We start from the raw sequence: 21,402 nt of genomic DNA, 5'->3' as shown, positions 1-21,402 counted from the left end.
TCGCCATGCCGTCGAATGGAGGGCATGGATCCGCTCCCCATCGTGCTGCCTGCCACTCAGGTGCCGCCCCGACGCGCCCCCTTGCCGTTCCTGGCCGCAGGTATGCCCGTCATCGTCGGCGTCGTGCTCTGGCTGATCACCGGCTCGCTCTTCTCGCTCTGCTTCGCCGCGCTCGGTCCACTGATGATGGTGGCGTCGCTCGTGGATTCGTCGCGTGGGCGGCGCAAGGAGCAGCGGCGCATCCTCAGCGAAGAGGAACTGTCGTGGGTGGCGGTGGAGGACCAGCTCTCCTCGCTCCACGCGGAGGAGCGTCGACGCCGCTGGAGCCAGCACCCGGATGCGGCCACCTGTGCGCAGGACCCGCCGCTGCGCGGTACCGAGCCGCCCGAGGGCAGGACCCTCGTCGTCGTCGGTTCCGGTGGCGTCTCCAGCAGCATCCGCACGACCGGTGGCGACGGCGAGCGGGCGCGTAACCTGCAGGAACGCGCGCGCGTGCTCGAGTCCGCACCACTCCCTCTTCCGCTGGGTGCAGGGATCTGCGTGCGGGGCCCGCAACCTCTCACCATCGCGGTGGCGCGTGCGCTGGTGCTCCAGCTCTGCCTGCGGTTCGCGCCCGGCCAGCTGAAGCTCGTCGGTGAGGGGTTCCCCGACGGCGATTATGCCGGTCTTCCGCACGCGTCATCCGTCCGGCGAGGATTCCGTCTCGGTGTCGGGTTTGCACAGGCTCGAGAGGTCGAATCGGATGCGACGATCTGGCTGGCACAGCCGGGCGAGGAGGTACCCGACGGCATCCTCACCGTTCTGGATCTACAGGAACCGCGCGAGGCCACTCTCCGGACCCCGGAGGGCGTGGTCGTGATCGGCGCCGAGGGGATCTCGCGCCAGCAGTTCGAGACACTCGCCTCTGGTCGACTCGCCTCCGACGACGAGACGGATGCTGTACCGGAAACGGTGGAGTTCGCGCAGCTCGTGCAGACTCCGGGCGGATCCGGGCTGCGTGTGGCGATCGGGCGAGGAGCCGGTGCGGACGGCGAGATCGACATCGTGGAGGACGGTCCGCATGCCATCGTCACCGGCACGACGGGAACCGGCAAGAGCGAACTCCTGGTGACCTGGGTCACCGCGATGGCCGCGTCGTACGGGCCGGATCGGGTGAACTTCGTGTTGGCCGACTTCAAGGGAGGAACGGCGTTCGAACCGCTGCGTGCGCTGGCTCAGGTCGCTGCGGTGATGACGGATCTCGACGAGGCGGGAGCGCGACGCGGAGTGGAGAGCCTGCGCGCCGAGCTGCGTCGGCGGGAGGCCGCTCTGGCAGCAGCGGGGGTTCGAGATATCGCCGAGGTGGAGATTCCGCGGCTCCTGATCGTCGTCGACGAGTTCGCGGCCCTTCTCCAGGAACATCCGGACCTCGGCGCGGTGTTCACCGACATCGCCGCCCGGGGTCGCGCGCTGGGGATGCATCTGATCCTCGGCACCCAGCGCGCCTCCGGTGTGGTGAGGGACTCCCTCGCCGCGAACTGCCCGTTGCGACTCAGCCTTCGGGTCAGCGACCCGTCCGACAGCCGCGCGATGATCGGGACGGCGGCGGCGGCAGAGATCCCCGGAGGAGCGAGTGCTCGCGGTCTCTGCCTCGTGCGCCGGCCGCAGGACGATGATGCAGAACCCATTCGTGTTGCGTTGACCCGCGAGGACGACCTGGGCGAAGTGGTGAGGCGCTGGGCTCACGCGCCCCAGCCCTCGAGTCCCTGGCTGCTTCCACTCGCCGAGACGATCCCACTGCCGGAAGAGACGACACGGGCCGGGGCTTCGGAGATCCCCTGGGGGATCGTGGACGTCCCGGAGTCGCAGGCGCAACCACGCCTCGTCCTGCGCGCAGGGAAGGAGCGCGGGGTCGCCGTCATCGGCGCGCCCGGATCGGGGCGCACCTCCGCACTCCGCGTGCTCGCCGCACAGGCGTCGGAGGCTCTCTGGATCCCCGCCGATGCGGAGCGGATGTGGGACGTGGTGCAATCGCTGGTCGAGGGGCGAACACGGATGCCCGCTCTCGTCCTCTGCGACGACCTCGACGCCCGTGTCGCAGAGTTGCCGCCGGAGTACGCGCAGACCCTGCTGCAGCGGTGGGAGCAGATCCTGCGCGATGCGACCGGGAGCAGCGTGGTGATCAGCGCGACGCGGTCGAGCGGCGCCGTCGGGCGCGTGCTCGACGCGCTGCCTCGCCGAGCGCTGCTCCGCGCCGCAAGCAGGGTGGATCACGTCGCCGCCGGCGGAGAGAGCGCGACGTTCGACGAGCGTCGTCCACCGGGGCGCGCTCGTCTCGACGGGCACGAGACGCAGTTCTTCTGGACGCCGGACGGAGGAGCGAGTGACGCGCGGGCAGGAATCGGCGACGATGAGTCGGAGCGCTGGGAGCCGCAGCCTTGGGGGCCGGGAGCAGAGCTCCACGCCATCGTGACGGCCGGGGCCGCGTCGCTCCTCTCCGCAGTCCAGCAGGCGTATCCATCCGCACGGGTGAGTCTGATCGGGTCCACGAGCGGTGCGGGCGCCGGAGCCACGGCCGTTGTCGGTGCCGGTCAGGGCGTGACACAGCCCGGGGGAGGACGCGAGCACGAACCGCTCATCCTTCTCGGCGACGCCGATGCGTGGCAGCGCGAGTGGTCGCTCTGGCAGCGCGTCCGGGCGGAGGGCGAGGTACTGATCCGCGCAGAGCGACCCTCGGATCTCCGGCAGCTGGTCGGGCATCGGGAACTACCGCCCTTCGCGCGACTGCACGCGGGTCGTGTGTGGGCCGTGCGCGGAGCCGAGACACCGCGGCGACTCGTGGTTCCTGCGCTCCTGGGCGAGCGAAGCACGTGGCGGCGCGCGCCAGAGGCCGCGCCAGCGACTGCGACTGCGATTGCGACGAGAGTCAGTGCGCAGCAGTCATCGGATCAGCCACGCACACGGCGGAGCCTGCGCGAGCGGCGGCCGTGAGCCGTCAGATGGCCGGGGAAACGAGAACGCGACCGACCGGCTTGCCGCCACCGAGCACGTCGAGCGAGAGCGCATCGGCGAGGTCGGCGATGTCGCGATCGGCGAGTGCCCCGGCCCTCGCGAGCAGCGTCGCAGCCACGATGGTCGACGCGCGGGCTCCGCCGTCGAGCATCTTCAGGGCGACGGTCGTGCCGTTGGGGGCCACCATGACCATGACGCCCTCGGCGCCTCCCTTGGCGAAGACCCCGAGCTTCTCGATCGCGATCGTGTCGGGTCGGCCAGGGCCCTCGATGGTCCAGGGGTGCTCGCGCACCGCGCGCACCAGGGAGCCGGCGACGCGGTGCAAAGCGAACGGCGAGCGATCCGACGCGGTGCCGATCCGGTGGATCGCGCGCGCGAGGCCGGTCAGAGTCATCGCGTAGACCGGGGCACCGCAGCCGTCGATCGACGTGTGGGAGATCTTCTCGCCGGTGAGGCGTTCGATCACCTCGCGGATGTGCGCCTGCAGAGGATGGTTCTCGTCCAGGTATCCGTCCGTGGGCCAGCCGGTGGCGATGCACGCCCGCAGCATCGCGGCGTGCTTGCCCGAGCAGTTCATCCGCACGCTCGCCTGCTGGCCGTGCTCCCGCACCATCTCGTCGCGCGTCGCCTGGTCGCTCGGCCAGGCCGGCGGGCAAGCCAGCGCGTCTTCGTTCAGACCCCCGGCCGTCAGCATCTCCCGCACGGCGGCTGCGTGCCGATCGGTTCCGACGTGGCTCGCCGTCGACAGGGCGAGGTGCTCGCCCTCGAGCGCTGCTCCCGCCGTGATGCAGGCAACCGCCTGCAGCGGCTTCATACTGGAGCGCGGCAGGATGAGCGCGTCCGCGTTGCCGATGCGGGCGACCACTTCTCCGTCAGCGGAGAGCACCACCGCCGCTCCCGCGTGCCGCGACTCGACGAAGCCGCTCCGCTCTACGACGGCGAGTTCGACGGAATCCTGAACGGTGAGAGTCTCCAGCACCCGTCAAGACTATCCCCGCCGCCCGAGGAGTCACCGAAGCGAGCGCGGCACCGGGAGTGTCGGCGAGCGGTGGCACACTGGGGGCATGGCAGAACACGCAGCACGCATCCTCGGTGAGCACCGCTACGCGCTCACGAGCGTCTGGACCGGCAACAACGGAACCGGCACGAGCGGCTACCGCGATTATCGGCGCGACGTCGAGATCTCCGTCGAGGGGAAGCCGATGCTCCTCGCATCCGCCGACAAGCCGTTCCGCGGCGACCCTGCACGGTGGAATCCCGAGGATCTGCTCGTGGCATCGCTGTCGGAATGCCACCTGCTGTCGTATCTGCACGCGTGCGTCACGGCGGGCGTGGTCGTCCTCTCCTACCGCGACGACGCGACCGGCACGATGCGGGAGGACGGTGCAGGCGGCGGGGCCTTCTCCGAGGTCACGCTGCACCCGCAGGTCGTCGTCGCGGATGCATCGATGATCGAGGCTGCGGAGCGCGCGCACGCGCAGGCCAACGAGTGGTGCTTCATCGCGAACTCGATGAACTTCCCCGTGCGGCACGAGGCCACGGTGACCGCGCTCGGCTGAGCGCTCGACCACGCCTCAGCGGCGCTCGTGGGGCAGCGCCTGCTTGATCTTCTCGATCGCTCCCTGCGCGGGTGCTTCGTTGTACGCGCCCGCGAGTTCCTGGCCGGAGAGCGCATGGATCGCGGCCATGATCTCGTCGGTCGCGAGACGACGCGCTCGTCCGCTCGTCGCCGGACCGTGAGGGGCGAGATCGAGGGGCTCGCCGAAACGCACCGTGATGCGCTCCTTCGTGGTCGGGATCTTCGCTCCGACCGGCATCACCTTGTCGGTGCCGATGAGGCCGACGGGCACGACGGGCGCTCCGGTCTGCAGAGCCAGGAACGCGACGCCCGTGCGGCCCTTGTAGAGCCGACCGTCAGTGGAACGGGTGCCCTCTGGGTAGAGCGCGACGGCGAGTCCCTCATCGAGCAACTGGCGCTGCAGGTCGAGTGCGTCCAGCGCGGCCTGTCCGGCACCGCGGCGTACCGGTATGGCTCCGATGGATTCGAAGAAGGTCTTGCTGAGCCAGCCCTTGGCACCCGTGCCCTCGAAGTAGCTGGACTTCGCGAGGAAGTGCACCGGCCGCGGGGCCGCCACCGGGATCGCGATGGAGTCGATGAAGGACAGGTGGTTGCTGGCGAAGATCACGGCTCCGGTACGCGGAACGTTCTCCTTGCCCTCCACGCGCGGACGGTAGATCAGCCGGGCCAGCGGGCTGATGATGCTGCGCCCCAGCGCGTAGGCGAATCCGGCGTGGCGAGGCTCCGCTGACGTCGAGCCCTCTGCGGTCTCTGCGGGGGACGATTCCGGATCCACGGACGGCTCAGAGGTCATCAGAGAAGGCTACTCCGAGATCCATGCCGGCACTGGAATGAAGCGGTTGTGTCGCGTCTCCCAGCGCGGCCCAAGCGAAATGCGAGAGTATGGAGAGTCCCGCCCGCGATCTCGAAGGCTCAACTGTGCGCAAGCGTCCGCTCCTCCTCCTGTCCACCGTCGCCGCGGCGACCCTTCTACTCGCGGGCTGCTCGGGCAGCGCGGAGCCGGAGAGCTCGGCCACGCCGGAGGAGACCGCAGGGTCGACGTCCTGCCTCGCCGACCTCGCATCCGGCGCCGGATCCGACGCGGTCACGGTCGAGGGCACCGATGCCGACGCGAAGGTCACGGTTCCCGCAGGCACCGAGATCACCGAGCCCGAGCGTTCGGTGATCACCGAGGGCGACGGAGACGAGGTGCTTCCCGGCGACCTCGTCTCGCTGCGCTACCAGCTCGTCGACGCGACGACCAACGAGGTGCTGAGCAGCTCGGACCGCGGCCCGGACGGCATCCTCTCCGCGCTGCTCGCCTCGCAGCAGCAGCAGATCTCGGACCCCACGCAGTCCACCGTCTTCACGGTGGCGGCGGAGTGCCTCCCCCTCGGATCGAGCGTCGTGCTCACCCTCCCGGCTTCGCAGGAAGGCCTGAACCCGAGCGTTCTCTACGTCCAGACGATCGAGAAGCTCCCGACCATCGCCTCGGGTAGCGACGTCGAACCCGAAGCCGGGATGCCCACCGTCGAGCTCGACGCCGACGGCGCCCCCACCATCACGCTCCCTGGCGGCGATGCTCCGGCCGAGACGAAGGTCGCCGTCCTGAAGCAGGGCGACGGCGCGACGGTGGCCGAAGGCGATCTGGTCACGGTTCAGTACCGCGGCATCAAGTGGTCCGACGGCGCGGAGTTCGACTCGAGCTGGAGCCGCGGAGCGGTCCCTGCCCAGTTCCCGACCACCGGTGTCGTCACCGGCTTCAAGAAGGCGCTCGAAGGCCAGAAGGTCGGATCTCAGGTCATCGTGACGATGCCGCCGTCCGAGGCGTACGGCGCGAGCGAGGGCAACGAACTCCAGAACGAGAGCCTCGTGTTCGTCGTGGACATCCTCGCGACCACCCCGCCGGAGCAGGTCCAGCAGTAATCAGCGGAGCCGAGGGCGTGTCATAGGCTGACGACATGCAGCGCATCATCGTCCTCGGCTCCACCGGTTCCATCGGCACGCAGGCGCTCGACGTCATCCGTGCCAACCCCCGTCGCTTCGAACTGGTCGGCCTCGCCGCGGGCTCGAACGCAGAGCTGCTGGGGGAGCAGGCCGAGAGCTTCCACGTCGAGAGCACTGCTCTGGGGGCCGTCGAGGCCGAGCAGCTCGTGCGCGACGTCGATGCCGATGTAGTACTGAACGCGATCACGGGATCGATCGGTCTCGGCTCGACGCTCGCCGCGCTGAAGGCCGGACGCACGCTCGCTCTGGCGAACAAGGAGTCCCTCATCGTCGGCGGGGAGCTGGTGCTCGCCGCGGCACGGCCCGGGCAGATCGTCCCCGTCGACTCCGAACACTCCGCCATCGCGCAGGCGCTCCGCAGCGGAACGCACGCCGAGGTGCGGCGATTGGTCGTCACGGCATCCGGCGGTCCTTTCCGTGGGCGCAGCCGTGAGGAGCTGGCCGAGGTCAGGCCCGCCGAGGCCCTGGCTCACCCGACCTGGGACATGGGGCGGATGGTGACCACCAATTCGGCCACCCTCGTCAACAAGGGCCTCGAAGTCATCGAGGCCCATCTGCTCTTCGACATCGCCTACGACGACATCGACGTCGTCGTGCACCCGCAGTCGATCGTCCACTCGATGGTCGAGTTCATCGACGGATCGACCATCGCCCAGGCGTCGCCGCCCGACATGCGTCTGCCGATCTCCCTCGGACTCGACTGGCCGAACCGCGTCGGCGGGGTCGGGCGTCCCCTCGACTGGAAGACGGCTTCCTCCTGGACGTTCGAGCCTCTCGACGAGAAGGCTTTCCCCTCGGTCGCGCTCGCGAAGACCGTCGGTCGTGCGGGAGCGACGTTCCCCGCCGTCTACAACGCCGCGAACGAGCAGGCGGTCGGTGCCTTCCATGAAGGGCGACTGCCGTTCCTGGGGATCGTCGACACGATCGCCCGGGTCGTCGACGCGCACGTGCCGCCCGAACAGCTCACGGTGGAGTCGCTCGCGGCGGCCGAGCTCTGGGCGCGTCAGAAGGCGGACCGGCTGATCGCCGCCGCCTGAGCCTCAGTCCTCGTCGGGGTAGGGCACGGGCCAGCGCGATTCCGGAACCGGCCATCCGGCGGCGCGAAGAGCGCGACGCGCGAGTTCCCTGGCGGAGTACGGCGTGCGGACCCCGCGGATGTCGCGGTAGTCCTGGTGCCCGGGACCGGCCCAGAGGATCGCATCGCCGTCGCCGACCAGCGCGACCGCGGCGACGATGGCCGTCTCGGGCGGAGAGTACTCGTGGATCTCGGCATCCGGGCGCGCCTTGCGTGCACCCGCCACCAGCGTCGCGCGGATCGACTCGGGATCCTCGAAGCGGGGGTGGTGATCGGTCACGACGAGGATGTCGCTACCTTGCACGGCGGTGCGTGCCATGTCGAATCGCTTGCTCGCATCGCGGTCGCCGTCGGCGCCGAAGAGCATGACGACGCGTCCCGGGGTCACCCGTCGCACGGCAGCCAGCGTCTTCTCGAAGGCGTCGGGGGAGTGTCCGAAGTCGACGAACACGGCGGGGCCGCGTTCACCCGACACGAGCTGCGTGCGCCCGGGCAGGTAGGCACGGATGCCGCCATCGCGCTCGAGGGCCGTGACGATCCGCTCCCAGGCATAGCCGCCTTCGAGGAGCATCACGATCGCCAGTGCGGCATTCGCGGCCATGTGCGGACCGATCACCGGGACGGTCGTGGTCAGGGTCCCCGCCGGGCCCGCCATCGTGAAAGTCGTGCCGGCGGCGCGTTCGTCGTCGATCGTGACGACCCAGTCCCCCTTCGCTGCAGCATCCGGATCGGCCGCGATCAGCGGTGTGCCGACCGTCACGACGGGGATCTCGGCACGCTCGACGACGATCGCACCGGAGGGGGAGTCGAGGCAGATGACGCCGCGCTTCGATCGGTCGGGACGGAACAGCGGGAGTTTCGCCTCGAAGTACTCCTCCATGTCGGCGTAGTCGTCGAGGTGGTCGTGGCTGAGGTTGGTGAACCCGGCCACGTCGAAGTGGATGCCGTCGACGCGGTGGCGCGAGAGCGCCTGGGCGCTCACCTCGACGGCCACGGCCTCGACGTCACGCTCGCGCATGAGCGCCAGGAGCGCGTGGAACTCGGATGCCTCGGGCGTCGTCAGTCGCGAGACGATGACCTCGCCCGCGATGTGCCGCTCGGCGGTCGAGGAGAGTCCGGTGACGACGTCGATCTGGTCGAGGATGCCGGCGAGGAGGTGGGAGACGCTCGTCTTGCCGTTGGTCCCGGTGGTCGCGAAGAGCAGGGGGAGCGGATCGTCGGCGCCGGTGCCGTAGACCCAGGCGCTGAGGTCGCCGAGGACTGCACGGGGGTCGTCGACGATGAGGATCGGAAGCCCCACGGCCTCGGCGATCGCGGCGCCGTCGTCGTCGGTGATGATCGCGACGGCACCCTTCTCGGCGGCGGCCGCCGAGAACTCGGCACCGTGGCGGTTCACGCCGCGGATCGCGACGAAAGCCTCTCCCGCGCGGAGGTCGGCGGTGGCGAGGGTGATGCCGCTGACGGTGACCCCCTGCAGCTCGCCGCGCGTGTCGCGCGCGAATCGGGAGGCGAGTTCGGACAGCTGACGCCGGGGCGGGTTCGCGGGGCGGAGCACGGGAGGCAGGCTCGGTTGTTGTTCAATCGACATGTCTCTTCCATGATCTCACGTGCCGGGCGTATTCCTAGGCTCCAGGCAGTAGCGTTGGCGCGTGGAAACCCTGCTCTATGTGGGTGGCATCCTGTTCATGCTGGTCGGGCTCGCGCTCTCGATCGGACTGCACGAGATCGGTCACCTCCTGCCCGCGAAGCTCTTCGGCGTGCGCGTCGGCCAGTACATGATCGGCTTCGGGCCGCGCATCTGGTCACGCCGCATCGGCGAGACGGAGTACGGGTTCAAGCTGCTGCCGATCGGCGGATTCATCTCGATGTCGGGCATGTACCCGGCCTCGAAGAACTCGCGTGCGGCCACAGGGATCTTCCGATCGCTCGTCCAGGACGCGCGCGCCGCGAACGACGAGACGATCGCGGTCGGCGAGGAGGACCGCGTCTTCTACAAGCTCCCGGTCTGGAAGCGCGTGATCGTCATGCTCGGCGGGCCGTTCATGAACCTCGTCCTGGCGCTGCTCATCTTCACCGTTCTCGCGTCGGGGATCGGACTGCAGCAGGGCACCACCACTATCGCGTCGGTGACGGAGTGCGTGCTGCCGGCCGGTTCGTCGCAGACCGACTGCACGGCCGATGACCCCGCGTCACCGGCGGCCGAAGCCGGGATCCTGCCGGACGACGTCCTCGTCTCGATCGACGGTACCCCCGTCGCGACCTTCGCCGAGGCCACCGCGATCGTGCAGGCGGCGCCGGGCGAGACCCTCGACGTGGTCGTCCGGCGCGACGGCGCCGAGCAGACCCTCGAGATCACCCCGATCACCGCCGAACGCACGCTGACGGATGCCAGTGGCCGGCCGATCCTCGACGACGCCGGGGAACCGGTGGTCAAGGAGGTCGGCTACGTCGGCATGGGCGCGCAGATGGGATTCGTCCCGCAGCCGTTGTCGGTCGGGCCGCAGATGGCGGTCGAGAACGTCGGTCGGGTGGTGAATCTGATCGCGACCCTGCCGGTGCGTCTCTGGGACGTGGGTGTCTCCCTTGTCACCGGCACCGAACGCGACCCGAACGGGCCGCTCAGCGTCGTCGGCGTCGGGCGCATCGCCGGAGAGGTCGCCGCGACCGATGCCCCGGTGCTCAACCGCTTCGCCGTGCTGCTCAACCTGCTCGGCTCACTGAACATCGCCCTCTTCGTCTTCAACATGATCCCGCTGCTCCCGCTCGACGGCGGTCACATCGTCGTCGCGCTGTGGGAGGGGATCAAGCGCGGGTGGGCGCGTCTGTTCCGCCGTCCGCCCCCGGCGCCGGTCGACGCCACGAAGCTGGTGCCGCTCACCGTCGTGGTCGCGGTCCTGCTGATCGGAATGGGAGCTCTGCTTCTGCTCGCCGATCTGTTCAACCCGGTGAACATCCTGCAGTAGCAGGCTCCCTCTCAGCGGAGGGCGTGGGCGACGAGGCGTTCCAGGGTGCGGATGCCGTCGCGAGACAGGATCGACTCGAGGTGCCCCTGCACCGAGGCGTAGCGCGGCCCGCGCAGCGCGTAGACGTCACCGCTGGCGGGGTCGGCTGAGACCTCGGCGTCGCCGACGGCGGTGGTGCCGGGAGAGACCCGCGCGGTGAACGTGTTGTAGAAGCCGATCGACGCGTCCTCGCCGAAGACGGGGACCGACTTCTGCAGGCCCTGGTGGGGTGCATCCAGCGGGGTCAGGGAGATGTCGAGGGAGTCGGCGAGGATCTGGTGGCTGAGGCAGACCGCGAGGAGCGGTGAGCTCGAGGAGCGGCGGCGCGCGACCACGTCGCGCATCCGCGAGATGCGCGGGCTCTCGCTGTCGCGGGGGTCTCCCGGGCCGGGACCCGCGACGACCAGGTCGGCCGCATCGATCTCGGTGTCGTGCACGTCGCTCCACGCGGCGATCCGCACGTCGAGGCCGAGGTGCCGCAGCTGATGCGCGAGCATCGTGGTGAAACGGTCCTCCGCATCGACGACGAGTGCCGTACGCCCGGTGAACGGGCCGGAATCGTCATCGCCCTGCGGGTTCAGCCAGAAGTCCGCCAGGCGCGCGTTCCGCGAGGAGAGCAGGGCGGCGACCGCGGGATCGTCGGCGAGCGAGAGCGGAACGCCCGGGGCATCCGCATCGCTGCGCTCCTCGGCGACGCGGTCGCGATCGATCGCCCCGATGGCGCCGAGTACGCCGGCGGCCTTCCCGTGGGTCTCGCTGACCTCGCCGTGGGGATCGGAGTGGCGCACGAGCGTCGCCCCGACGGGCACCCGTACCTCCCCGTCCTTCAGGTAAACGGTGCGGATGAGGATGGGAGCGTCGAGATCGTGACCCCCCTCGACGTTCGGGGTGAAGAGCGCGGCGACACCGGAGTAGTAGCCGCGCGGTTCGCGCTCGTGTCGGCGGATGACCGCGCAGGCGTTCTGCATGGGCGACCCGGTGACGGTCGGTGCGAACATCGTCTCGCGGAGGATGTCGCGCGGGTCGAGCCGGCTCCGGCCCCTCAGCATGTATTCGGTGTGCGTGAGCCGCGACATCTCTTTGAGGTGCGGCCCGGTGATGCGCCCGCCGTCGGAGCAGACGGCGCTCATCATCTTGAGCTCCTCGTCGACGACCATGAAGAGCTCCTCGGTCTCCTTCGTCGAGGACAGGAAGTCGACCAGCGTCTCCTTCGTCGCGCCGCCGGCGGGATGGCGGAACGTGCCCGAGATCGGATTCATCGTGACGATCCCGTCGCGTGCGACGACGTGCGCCTCGGGGCTGGCGCCGACGGCGATGTGGCCGGGAGTGAAGACGGCGAACGTCCAGTAGGCGCCGCGCTCGTGCGTGAGCAGCGCACGGAACCAGGTGAGAGCGGCGGTGCGCTCGTCGACGTCGATGCGCGCCGTGAAGTCCCGGCGGATGACGAAGTTCGCGCCCTCGCCGCGGCCGATCTCGTCGGCGATGACGCGCTCGACGATCGCGGCGTACTCGTCGTCGGCGATGTCGAAGCCGTCGTCGCGCAGAGGGATCCGTGCCTCGGGCAGGGTGGCGAGCAGCTCGGGGGGCGGGAGGTGCAGGTGCTCGTCGACGACGATGCAGCGCAGTGGCGCCCCGTCGTCCTGCGAGACGAAACCGCGCTCGCGCACCTGGCGATAGGGGACGAGGGCGAAGACCTCGCGGGGCACGCCGTCGACGTCCAGCGGGATATCGGCGAGCAGGTCGACGTCGACGACGTCACCGGTGAGCAGCTCGACGGAATCGGCACCGTCGCGGGCGATCAGCGCGAACGAGGAACTCGGATCGGCGGTGAGCTCGGCGAGTCGTGAGAGGGTCATCGATGTCTCCTGTGCAGGGCTCCGGCTCGGCGCAACGAAAAGACCGCCCCGGAGGCGGTCTGGATTCGTGGGAACGCGAACACACCGCCTAGGAGGCGGGCCACCAGGTGAAGTTCGCGAGCATGGGGCGAAACTACCACACCGGGCGTGCGTCGACCGGGCGCATGACGGTCCGCTCCACCCGCTCCGCTTCCAGCCTGTGCCCATCCTGGCGGCGTAGTCTGGAGCAGTGCCAGCAGTGAACCTCGGAATGCCGAAGATCCCCGAAGTCCTCGCCCCGCGCCGCAAGTCTCGCCAAATCAAGGTGGGCAAGGTGCTCGTGGGCGGGAATGCTCCCGTGACCGTGCAGTCGATGACGACGACGAAGACGACCGACATCAACGGAACCCTGCAGCAGATCGCCGAACTCACGGCGTCCGGCTGCGAGATCGTGCGCGTCGCCGTTCCCCACCAGGACGACGCGGACGCTCTCAAGATCATCGCGATGAAGAGTCAGATCCCCGTGATCGCCGACATCCACTTCCAACCGCGCTACATCTACACGGCGATCGACGCCGGATGCGGCGCCGTGCGCGTGAACCCCGGCAACATCCGCGAGTTCGACGGCAACGTCGGCAAGATCGCCGAGGCTGCGAAGGCCGCCGGCGTCTCCCTGCGCATCGGTGTGAATGCCGGTTCGCTCGACCGGCGCATCCTCGCCAAGTACGGCAAGGCCACCGCCGAGGCGCTCGTCGAGAGCGCGGTGTGGGAGGCGTCGCTGTTCGAGGAGCACGACTTCCACGACTTCAAGATCTCCGTCAAGCACAACGACCCGATCGTGATGGTGAAGGCGTACCGTCAGCTCGCCGAGCGGGGCGACTGGCCCCTCCACCTCGGTGTGACCGAGGCGGGGCCGGCTTTCCAGGGCACGATCAAGAGCGCCACCGCGTTCGGCATCCTCCTCGGTGAGGGGATCGGCGACACGATCCGCGTCTCGCTCTCCGCTCCGCCGGCCGAGGAGGTCAAGGTCGGACACCAGATCCTGCAGTCGCTGAACCTGCGCGAGCGCAAGCTCGAGATCGTCTCCTGCCCCTCGTGCGGTCGTGCACAGGTCGACGTCTACACACTCGCCGAGAACGTCACAGAGGGCCTCAAGGACATGACGGTGCCGCTGCGCGTGGCCGTCATGGGCTGCGTGGTCAACGGTCCGGGTGAGGCGCGCGAAGCCGATCTCGGCGTCGCCTCCGGCAACGGCAAGGGTCAGATCTTCGTCAAGGGCGAGGTCATCAAGACCGTCCCCGAGGCAGACATCGTCGCGACGCTGATCGAGGAGGCGAACCGGATCGCCGCCGACATGGGGCCGGAAGCCCCGCTCGGCACCGCACAGGTCGTCACCGTCTGATCCGGCAGGGAGAAACAGTGTCGTCGACAGTCGTGTCGTTCGCCGAGGGTTCGGTCCGGGGCGAAAGCACCATCACCCGCATCGATCAGGATGACGATGGCGTCGTGGTCGTGATCGAGGCGACGCCCTTCCACCCGGTCGATCACACGTGGCCCGATCAGCCCGGCGATGCCGGATCGATCCTCGTCGGCGAAGAGACAGCGGCGGTGTCGGAGGCGGTCATGGCGGCCGTCAGCGATGAGGGCGACTTTGCAGTCGGCTCGGCGATCCCCGTGCGACGCGGGGCCGACGGGTGGACCTGGTTGGTCGCCCATCGTCTCGACGGCTCTGCACCCTCGGGTTTCACCGAGGGAGCGACCGCACGGCTCGTCGTCGACGAAGCCCGCCGAGCGGGCCTCAGCCGTGGGCACACGGCGTGCCACCTCGCCTCCCTGGCGCTCGACCTGGCCGTCGCCGACCTGTGGCGCAAGGATCCCGGTGCCGATGCGCTCGGCACCCCCGACTTCGAAGGGCGCGCGAATCAGTCGAGCCGTATCCACGAGGACGGCAGCGTCGACGAGTACCGCCTGGGCAAGAGCCTGCGGCGGGCTGGCTTCGACACCGAGACTTTCGCGGCGACGCTCGCCGAGCGGGAGGCGTCGATCAACGCGAAGCTGGCTGCGTGGGTGACGACCGCCGCGCGAAGCACGATCGTCACCGAGGGGCCGACGATCGTCGACCGGCGTCGGTGGCACTGCGAGCTCCCCGAGGGGGAGGCGGTGATCCTGTGCGGCGGTACCCACGTGGATTCGCTGGCGGCCTTCGTATCGATCCGGGTGTCCCTCGATCTGAGCGATCCCCAGCTCCTCGTGATGACGACGACCGTGGTCGCCGCGGACTGACAGCCCGTCAGTCCAGCGAGAACTCGATCTCGCCCGCACCGATGTCCGCGCGCGCGACGCGCAGGCGGACGACTTCTCCCGGGCGCGCATCGATCGGAACGGATGCGGATGCCGTGACGGCGGGGTCGGCCAGCTGAATCCGTGCGCGCTCTCCGCGCAACTCGATGATCGTCGCGTCGACCCAGGTATCGACCAGCGGAGTCATGAGCGCGGCTTCGACGGCGTTCACGGTCGCGGCGTCGAGTCGGGAGGCGCGCTGCGACGACTCCTGCATGAGCCCGGGGAGATCGGCGAGCGAGTCCCGCACCCAGGTGGGGACCGCCTCACCGCGCGAGACGGCGAGGCAGATCGTCAGGGTCCATCGGTCCACGAGCCGGCGCAACGGGGCGGTCGCGTGCGCGTAGGGTGCGGCGATCGCGGCCTGCATCGTGCCGGTCGGCGTCGATCCGTCGAACGTCACGTAGCCGGCACCCCGGAACAGGGTAGCCGCGGCCTGCAGCACGGGAAGGGTCAGCGGGTCGGTGCGGTCCAGGTCTCGGAGGAAGTCTCCGTAGTCGCCCGTGGTCCACGGTCGACCGAGTGCTGCGGCCTGTCGGCGGAACGTGTCGAATGCCGCGTCGTCGGGGCGGGGCATGGTTCGCAGGATCCCCACGCCCGCGTCGAGCATGATCGAGGCGGCCGCCATCCCCGTCATCAGCGACAACTGCGCGTTCCACTCCTCGACGGGGAGCGGGCTGCGGCGGCGGATCGCGTATCCGCCGTCGTCGGTTCGGACGACCTCTTCGTCGGGCAGGTTCAGGCTGGCGCCGCCCCGGGCACGCTCCTGTGCGATGCGCAGCCTGCCGATCTCGGGGAGGAGTGCGGCCGGACCGCCTTCTCCGCGATCGATCGCCTCCTGGACACCGGCGTACTCGAGCTGGTGCCGCGACCGGATCCGGGCCCGCTCGAGTCGGGTGTCGACGACGCTGCCGTCACCGTCCAGGCGGAAGGTCCACACGAGAGCGGGGCGCTCGACGCCGGGGAGCAGGGACGCACGATCCTCGCTCAGCACGGGTGGGTGCAGCGGGATAGAGCCATCGGCGGCGTACAGGGTCTGACCGCGGCGCCGTGCCTCGATATCGACGGAGCCTCCGGGGGTGACGAAGCCGGGGACATCCGCGATCGCGTAACGGACGGCGTATCCGTGGTCATCGCGCTCGAGATGGAACGCCTGGTCGAGATCGCGGGAACCGGCGGGATCGAGCGTCACGAACGGCACGTCGCGCAGATCCAGGTGGGGAGAGGCTGATGTCGAGGACCGAGCCTCGTCGAGCACGTCGGCGGGGAAATCGAGCGGGGCATCGAGATCTGCGCGCAGCGCCGAGAGCGCGACGGCGAGCTCGGTCTGTGCGGCGGAGGAGTCGACGTGCGAACGGCGCTGCGGCATGCGTCCACACTAAGCGGACGACTGCAGCGGTGGATGCCCGCGGCCCGATCGTCGGAGGTTCGCGTTAGCGTGGAGGACATGACCACTTCAGCCAAGGCTCAGACCCTCGTCGACCTCTATGACGCCCCCGAGATCCTCCGCGTGGTGAACGTGTGGGATGTGGTGTCCGCGCGAGCGGTCGCCAAACTCCCCGAGACCAAGGCGATCGCGACGGCCGGGCATGGCATCGCCGCGTCGTTCGGCTATGAAGACGGCACGATCCCTCGCGACATCATGCTCGACATGGTCGGCCGGATCGCGACATCCGTCCACGTGCCGGTCACCGCCGACCTCGACGACGGCTACGACGACGCGGGGGAGACCACGCGTCTCGCCATCGCCGCCGGTGTGGTCGGGGCGAACGTCGAGGATCGCCTCAAGCCCCTCGGCGAGTCCGTCGCCGTCGTGGAAGCCATCGTGAAAGCGGCCGAAGCGGAGGGCGTGCCGTTCGCCCTCAACGCCCGCACCGATGCGTTCGTCCGCGCCGGTGGGCGTCCGGTCGAGCAGAGCATCGCCGACGCGATCCAGCGCGGTCGTGCCTTCATCGATGCCGGCGCCACGTCGGTGTTCGTTCCCGGCATCCTCGATGCCAACGTCACGCGACAGCTGGTCGAGGGCATCGGCGAGCGCAAGGTGAGCGTGATCGGGCTTCCCGGCGCCCTCAGTGCCGCCCAGTACGAGAAGCTCGGCGTCGCCCGTATCTCCTATGGTCCGCTCCCGCAGCGCGCCGCGCTGACGGCGCTGCAGGAGCTCGCGGCAAGCCTCTACAAGGGCGGCGTCGTACCCGAGGGTCTCCCGGCGCTCAACTGAGTCATCCGCCGAAAGACGATGGCCACGGGTCAGTAGACTTGGCCCGTGGTCACTCGTCTTTCGAATTTCTTCCTCCGTACTCTCCGTGAAGACCCTGCAGGCGCAGAGGTCGCGAGTCACAAGCTGCTGATCCGCGCCGGCTACATCCGGCCGCAGGCGGCGGGCATCTTCGCGTGGCTGCCACTGGGACTGCGCGTCAAGTCGAAGATCGAGGCCGTCGTGCGCGAGGAGATGGCCGCGGCCGGCGCGCAGGAGGTGCACTTCCCGGCGCTCATGCCGCGCGAGGCGTACGAGGCGACGGGACGCTGGGACGAGTACGGCGACCTGCTGTTCCGCCTGAAGGACCGCAAGGGCGGCGACTATCTGCTCGCGCCCACGCACGAGGAGGCCTTCACGCAGCTCGTCAAGGACCTCTATTCCTCGTACAAGGACCTGCCTCTGACGATCTATCAGATCCAGGACAAGTACCGCGATGAGGCCCGCCCGCGTGCCGGTCTGCTGCGCGGACGCGAGTTCACGATGAAGGACGCCTACTCCTTCGACGCGTCCGACGAGGGGCTGGAGGCCAGCTACCAGGCGCAGCGCGACGCGTACGAGCGCATCTTCCAGCGCCTGGGGCTCGAGTACGTGATCGTCCAGGCGGATGCCGGGGCGATGGGCGGCTCGCGCAGCGAGGAGTTCCTGCACCCGACCCCGGTCGGCGAGGACACCTTCGTGCGCAGCGCCGGCGGATACGCGGCGAACGTCGAGGCCTTCACCACCGCCGTGCCCGACGCCGTCGCCTTCGACGCCGATGCGGCGCCGGTCGTCTTCGACTCGCCCGACACCCCGACCATCGACACGCTCGTCGCGCACTCCAACGCGGTTCTCGAGGGGGAGTACTCGGCCGCCGATACGCTCAAGAACGTCGTCCTCGCCCTCACGCACCTCGACGGCACGCGCGAGCTGGTCGTGGTCGGCATCCCCGGCGACCGCGAGGTCGACGAGAAGCGTGCCGAGGTGGCCTTCGCCCCGGCCGGGGTCGAGACCGCCACGCCGGAGGACTTCGCGAAGCACCCGCTGCTCGTCAAGGGCTACATCGGTCCGTGGTCTACCACGGGAGCGGTGCTGGGCGAGGAGTCCGCCACCGGGATCCGCTATCTCGTCGACCCGCGGGTCAGCGAGGGCACCAGCTGGATCACCGGGGCGAACATCGATCAGAAGCACGCGCACTCCGTGGTCGCCGGACGCGATTTCGCAGCCGACGGCATCGTCGAGATCGCCAACGTGCGCGCCGGCGACCCCGCGCCCGACGGCTCCGGACCCGTGGAGCTCGCACGCGGCATGGAGATCGGGCACGTCTTCCAGCTCGGTCGCAAGTACGCAGAGGCCCTCGGTCTCAAGGTGCTCGACGTCAACGGCAAGCTCGTCACGGTCACGATGGGTTCGTACGGCATCGGCGTCACCCGCATCCTCGCGATCATCGCCGAGCTCAACAACGACGACAAGGGCCTCATCTGGCCTGCATCGGTCGCGCCGTTCGACGTGCAGGTCGTCGCCGCCGGCCGCGACCAGGTCGCGTTCGACGTCGCCGCGGATCTCGCGTCCACACTGGAGGGCGCAGGGCTCGATGTGCTCTACGACGATCGTCCCAAGGTCTCACCCGGTGTGAAGTTCGGCGACGCCGAGCTCGTGGGCGTGCCGAAGATCGTCATCGTCGGGCGCGGAGCGGCCGAGGGGCAGGTCGAGCTGTGGGATCGCGCCACCGGTGACCGCGACGCGGTTTCGATCGCCGAGGCCGTCGAGCGCCTCTCCCGCTGACGCCCGACGAACGCCGCGTCCCGCAGGGGGCGCGGCGTTCGCGTTCTCGGTGTGGCGGCTCGCGCCCGCTCATCGGGTCGTGACACGCTGGACGCATGATCGACGAACCGCTCCCCGACGCCCTGAGTGCCGAGATCAACGCCGTGCTCGACGAGGCGGGGGTGCACGCGGACCGTCGGCTCGTGATGAGGATGCTGCGCACCGCGATCCTGCTGGGGGAGGACGGCACCGATCGTCTCGATCTCAAGATCGCCTCGGCGGCGCTCGCGGAGATGCGCGATGCGTTCCGGCTGTTCGCGCCCTATCACGGCGTGCCCAAGGTCACGGTCTTCGGATCCGCCCGCACGCGCACCGACGATCCGCTGTACCGGCAGGCCCGCGACGTCGCGGCGGCGCTGGCGACCGACGGGTGGATGGTCGTCACCGGCGCGGGGCCGGGGATCATGCAGGCCGCCGCCGAGGGGGCGGGGCCCGCACTCTCGCTGGGCGTATCGATCCGGTTGCCCTTCGAGGAGAAGGCCAACGGGATCGTGTCGTCGGGGCAGGACCACGTCGTGGCGATGAAGTACTTCTTCACCCGCAAACTGATGCTCATCAAGGAGTCGGAGGGCTTCATCTGCCTGCCCGGCGGGTTCGGCACGCTCGACGAGATGTTCGAGCTGCTCACCTTGCAGCAGACCGGCAAGGCGGAGCCGATGCCGATCGTGCTCCTCGACGAGACCGGGGGGCGATTCTGGGAGGGGTTGCGCAGCTTCGTCGACGAGCACCTCGCGCCGGCGGGGGTGATCTCGGAGGGCGACTTCGATCGCGTGGTGATCACGGATTCGGTCGAGGCCGCGCGTGCGGAGATCACGGGGTTCTGGCGGAACTACGACTCGCTGCGCTGGTTCGGAGACACCCTGGTGTTGCGGCTCCGGGCGGAACCGACGGATGCCGAACTCGCCGACCTCAACGGGCGTTTCGCGACGATGCTTGCATCCGGCGCCATCGAGCGCGCCACCCCGCGATCCCCGGAGGTCGCCGATGGCGACGCCGTCGACCTTCCGCGGCTGGCGCTCCGACTCGATCAGCGGCGCGTGGGCGACCTCTTCCGATTGATCGGCGCCATCAATGCGCTGCCCTCCGCGGATGCGCTGCCGGAGAGGTCGCCGTCGGCCTGACGTGGCGACCCGTGGCGGGGGCGGGGTATCGTTGTACGGATGTCGCGCGTGTGATTCCGCGCGACGAGAGCTGAATAGGGAGCCGTCATGGATATCGAACTGAGCCTGCTGCGTGGAATCGAGAAGGAGAAGGGCATTCCCTTCGACGAACTCGTCGCGATCATCGAACAGGCGATCCTGACCGCCTACTCCAAGCACGTTTCCCCTGAGGGTGACCTCCCCGAGGGCGTGCGCGTCGATCTCGACCGTAAGACCGGTCACGTCGCCGTGCTGCAGGCGGTCTCCGACGACGAGGGTGCCATCATCGGCGAGGAGGACGCGACGCCGAGCGACTTCGGTCGGATCGCCGCGTTCGCCGCCAAGCAGGTCATCAGTCAGCGCCTCCGCGACATCGCCGACGAAGCCGTGCTCGGAGAGTTCCGCGGCAAGGAGGGCGACATCGTCGCCGGCGTCATCCAGCAGGGACCCAACCCGCGGATGATCCATGTCGACCTCGGTTCCGTCGAGGCCATCCTCCCGCCCGAGGAGCAGGTGCCCGGCGAGGAGTACGCGCACGGATCTCGCATCCGCGTCTACGTGACGAGCGTGGCGAAGGGCCTGAAGGGCCCGCAGATCACGGTCTCGCGCACGCACCCCGGTCTCGTCCGCAAGCTGTTCGCGCTCGAGGTCCCCGAGATCGCGGCCGGTCTCGTCGAGATCGTCTCCCTGGCCCGTGAAGCGGGACATCGCTCGAAGATCGCGGTCAAGGCCAACGACCCGTCCATCAACGCCAAGGGCGCCTGCATCGGAGAGCTCGGACGCCGTGTCCGCGCCGTCACCGAGGAGCTGTCGGGCGAGAAGATCGACATCGTCGACCACGACCCCGAGCTCGCTGCCTTCGTCGCGAACGCTCTCTCGCCGGCGAAGGTGACGAGTGCGTTCATCCTCGACGCCAACACCAAGGCCGTGCGCGCCCTCGTTCCCGACTATCAGCTCTCGTTGGCGATCGGCAAGGAGGGTCAGAACGCCCGTCTCGCCGCGAAGCTCACGGGCGCCAAGATCGACATCCAGCCGGACAGCGTCCTGGACTGAGCGCCCACCGTCCGCTCGGCACGCGCGGTCCGCGTGCCGAGCGAGAGGAAACGCAGGTGTAAGATGGAACCCGTACGAACGTGCGTCGGCTGTCGCATGCGTGCTCCCCGCGCCGCCCTCCTCAGGGTGGTGTCCCAGAACGGAATCCTCATCGTCGATGAGCGTGCCGTCCTGCCGGGGCGTGGCGCATGGATGCATCCGACGCAGGAATGCATGGCGGCCGCACTGCGGCGCCGCGCTTTCGGACGAGCACTCCGTGTGTCCACCCCTGTGGACACGCAGACCATCGAGAAACGGCTGAACGGCTATGGAAACAAAGTGAACGGCTCGAAATGAGACCCGTCC

General features: G+C 69.4%; 17 protein-coding genes. 12 read left to right on the top strand and 5 right to left on the bottom strand.

From position 1 onward, the window contains the following. Window positions 1-24 precede the first annotated feature (24 nt). On the top strand, window positions 25-2,970 hold the full coding sequence (locus tag ACIQTT_RS04075) for an FtsK/SpoIIIE domain-containing protein (RefSeq protein WP_402786355.1): 2,946 nt from the start codon (window positions 25-27) through the stop codon (window positions 2,968-2,970). A 4-nt stretch (window positions 2,971-2,974) separates the two neighbouring features. Here ACIQTT_RS04075 and ACIQTT_RS04070 read toward each other — a convergent pair whose 3' ends face one another. Then, window positions 2,975-3,970, bottom strand: a complete 996-nt coding sequence (locus ACIQTT_RS04070; RefSeq protein ID WP_402786352.1) for an asparaginase — start codon at window positions 3,968-3,970, stop codon at window positions 2,975-2,977. A gap of 85 nt (window positions 3,971-4,055) precedes the next feature. Here ACIQTT_RS04070 and ACIQTT_RS04065 point away from each other — a divergent pair, with 85 nt between their 5' ends. Further along, window positions 4,056-4,550 (top strand): OsmC family protein, encoded by a 495-nt coding sequence (locus ACIQTT_RS04065; protein WP_402786349.1) that lies wholly within the window; start codon window positions 4,056-4,058, stop codon window positions 4,548-4,550. A 15-nt stretch (window positions 4,551-4,565) separates the two neighbouring features. On the opposite strand, the gene ACIQTT_RS04060 is transcribed toward ACIQTT_RS04065, so the two are convergent. After that, entirely contained in the window at window positions 4,566-5,363 is a 798-nt protein-coding gene (locus tag ACIQTT_RS04060; protein ID WP_402786346.1) for a lysophospholipid acyltransferase family protein, read from the bottom strand. A gap of 125 nt (window positions 5,364-5,488) precedes the next feature. Here ACIQTT_RS04060 and ACIQTT_RS04055 point away from each other — a divergent pair, with 125 nt between their 5' ends. Then, window positions 5,489-6,475, top strand: coding sequence for an FKBP-type peptidyl-prolyl cis-trans isomerase (locus ACIQTT_RS04055; RefSeq protein WP_402786343.1), 987 nt, complete (start codon window positions 5,489-5,491; stop codon window positions 6,473-6,475). 35 nt (window positions 6,476-6,510) lie between these two features. Continuing rightward, window positions 6,511-7,593 carry a 1-deoxy-D-xylulose-5-phosphate reductoisomerase gene (dxr, locus tag ACIQTT_RS04050; protein ID WP_402786340.1) on the top strand — a complete coding sequence of 361 codons (1,083 nt, stop codon included), beginning with the start codon at window positions 6,511-6,513 and terminating at the stop codon, window positions 7,591-7,593. 3 nt (window positions 7,594-7,596) lie between these two features. On the opposite strand, the gene ACIQTT_RS04045 is transcribed toward dxr, so the two are convergent. After that, complete coding sequence (locus tag ACIQTT_RS04045) at window positions 7,597-9,219, bottom strand: Mur ligase family protein (RefSeq protein ID WP_402786337.1); 1,623 nt, start codon at window positions 9,217-9,219, stop codon at window positions 7,597-7,599. A gap of 61 nt (window positions 9,220-9,280) precedes the next feature. Here ACIQTT_RS04045 and ACIQTT_RS04040 point away from each other — a divergent pair, with 61 nt between their 5' ends. Continuing rightward, the gene (locus ACIQTT_RS04040; RefSeq protein WP_402786334.1) at window positions 9,281-10,594 is read left to right on the top strand and encodes a M50 family metallopeptidase; all 1,314 of its coding nucleotides are present in this window, start codon (window positions 9,281-9,283) and stop codon (window positions 10,592-10,594) included. Between the two features lie 11 nt (window positions 10,595-10,605). On the opposite strand, the gene ACIQTT_RS04035 is transcribed toward ACIQTT_RS04040, so the two are convergent. After that, on the bottom strand, window positions 10,606-12,489 hold the full coding sequence (locus ACIQTT_RS04035) for a chorismate-binding protein (RefSeq protein ID WP_402786331.1): 1,884 nt from the start codon (window positions 12,487-12,489) through the stop codon (window positions 10,606-10,608). A gap of 229 nt (window positions 12,490-12,718) precedes the next feature. Between ACIQTT_RS04035 and ispG the strand changes: the two genes are divergently transcribed. Together ispG and ACIQTT_RS04025 are read left to right on the top strand one after the other, a co-directional pair. Continuing rightward, the gene (gene ispG / locus ACIQTT_RS04030) at window positions 12,719-13,870 is read left to right on the top strand and encodes a flavodoxin-dependent (E)-4-hydroxy-3-methylbut-2-enyl-diphosphate synthase (RefSeq protein WP_402786328.1); all 1,152 of its coding nucleotides are present in this window, start codon (window positions 12,719-12,721) and stop codon (window positions 13,868-13,870) included. 17 nt (window positions 13,871-13,887) lie between these two features. Then, a complete protein-coding gene (locus ACIQTT_RS04025; protein ID WP_402786325.1) occupies window positions 13,888-14,751 on the top strand; it encodes a hypothetical protein in 864 nt (287 codons plus the stop codon). Between the two features lie 7 nt (window positions 14,752-14,758). Here the strand turns inward: ACIQTT_RS04025 and ACIQTT_RS04020 are convergent, their stop codons facing one another. After that, window positions 14,759-16,177, bottom strand: a complete 1,419-nt coding sequence (locus ACIQTT_RS04020; RefSeq protein WP_402786322.1) for an RNB domain-containing ribonuclease — start codon at window positions 16,175-16,177, stop codon at window positions 14,759-14,761. Window positions 16,178-16,255: 78 nt separating this feature from the next. On the opposite strand from ACIQTT_RS04020, the gene ACIQTT_RS04015 reads away from it, so the two are divergent. The 5 genes from ACIQTT_RS04015 to ACIQTT_RS03995 all read left to right on the top strand — a co-directional run bounded on the left by ACIQTT_RS04015 (window position 16,256) and on the right by ACIQTT_RS03995 (window position 21,393). Further along, window positions 16,256-17,026, top strand: coding sequence for an isocitrate lyase/phosphoenolpyruvate mutase family protein (locus ACIQTT_RS04015; RefSeq protein ID WP_402786319.1), 771 nt, complete (start codon window positions 16,256-16,258; stop codon window positions 17,024-17,026). A 45-nt stretch (window positions 17,027-17,071) separates the two neighbouring features. After that, window positions 17,072-18,826, top strand: a complete 1,755-nt coding sequence (locus tag ACIQTT_RS04010) for a proline--tRNA ligase (protein WP_402786316.1) — start codon at window positions 17,072-17,074, stop codon at window positions 18,824-18,826. Window positions 18,827-18,921: 95 nt separating this feature from the next. Then, entirely contained in the window at window positions 18,922-19,986 is a 1,065-nt protein-coding gene (locus ACIQTT_RS04005; protein WP_402786313.1) for a TIGR00730 family Rossman fold protein, read from the top strand. A gap of 87 nt (window positions 19,987-20,073) precedes the next feature. Then, entirely contained in the window at window positions 20,074-21,057 is a 984-nt protein-coding gene (gene nusA / locus ACIQTT_RS04000; protein ID WP_402786311.1) for a transcription termination factor NusA, read from the top strand. 63 nt (window positions 21,058-21,120) lie between these two features. Continuing rightward, window positions 21,121-21,393, top strand: a complete 273-nt coding sequence (locus ACIQTT_RS03995; protein ID WP_402786309.1) for a YlxR family protein — start codon at window positions 21,121-21,123, stop codon at window positions 21,391-21,393. The last annotated feature ends 9 nt before the right edge of the window (window positions 21,394-21,402 follow it).

It is taken from the genome of Microbacterium sp. NPDC090225, from assembly GCF_044772365.1.
In the GTDB taxonomy this organism is placed as follows: domain Bacteria; phylum Actinomycetota; class Actinomycetes; order Actinomycetales; family Microbacteriaceae; genus Microbacterium.
Note: the sequence above shows the minus strand (reverse complement) of the source record. Positions and strands in the feature narration are given on the sequence as shown.

Bases quoted from the DNA above. Each gene is read 5' to 3' on its own strand.
- ACIQTT_RS04065 (WP_402786349.1), top strand. From the start codon at position 4,056: ATGGCAGAACACGCAGCACGCATCCTCGGTGAGCACCGCTACGCGCTC.
- ACIQTT_RS04060 (WP_402786346.1), bottom strand. From the start codon at position 5,363: ATGACCTCTGAGCCGTCCGTGGATCCGGAATCGTCCCCCGCAGAGACC.
- dxr (WP_402786340.1), top strand. From the start codon at position 6,511: ATGCAGCGCATCATCGTCCTCGGCTCCACCGGTTCCATCGGCACGCAG.
- ACIQTT_RS04005 (WP_402786313.1), top strand. From the start codon at position 18,922: ATGATCGACGAACCGCTCCCCGACGCCCTGAGTGCCGAGATCAACGCC.
- ACIQTT_RS04020 (WP_402786322.1), bottom strand. From the start codon at position 16,177: ATGCCGCAGCGCCGTTCGCACGTCGACTCCTCCGCCGCACAGACCGAG.
- ACIQTT_RS04015 (WP_402786319.1), top strand. From the start codon at position 16,256: ATGACCACTTCAGCCAAGGCTCAGACCCTCGTCGACCTCTATGACGCC.
- ACIQTT_RS04075 (WP_402786355.1), top strand. From the start codon at position 25: ATGGATCCGCTCCCCATCGTGCTGCCTGCCACTCAGGTGCCGCCCCGA.
- ACIQTT_RS03995 (WP_402786309.1), top strand. From the start codon at position 21,121: ATGGAACCCGTACGAACGTGCGTCGGCTGTCGCATGCGTGCTCCCCGC.
- ACIQTT_RS04035 (WP_402786331.1), bottom strand. From the start codon at position 12,489: ATGACCCTCTCACGACTCGCCGAGCTCACCGCCGATCCGAGTTCCTCG.
- nusA (WP_402786311.1), top strand. From the start codon at position 20,074: ATGGATATCGAACTGAGCCTGCTGCGTGGAATCGAGAAGGAGAAGGGC.
- ACIQTT_RS04045 (WP_402786337.1), bottom strand. From the start codon at position 9,219: ATGTCGATTGAACAACAACCGAGCCTGCCTCCCGTGCTCCGCCCCGCG.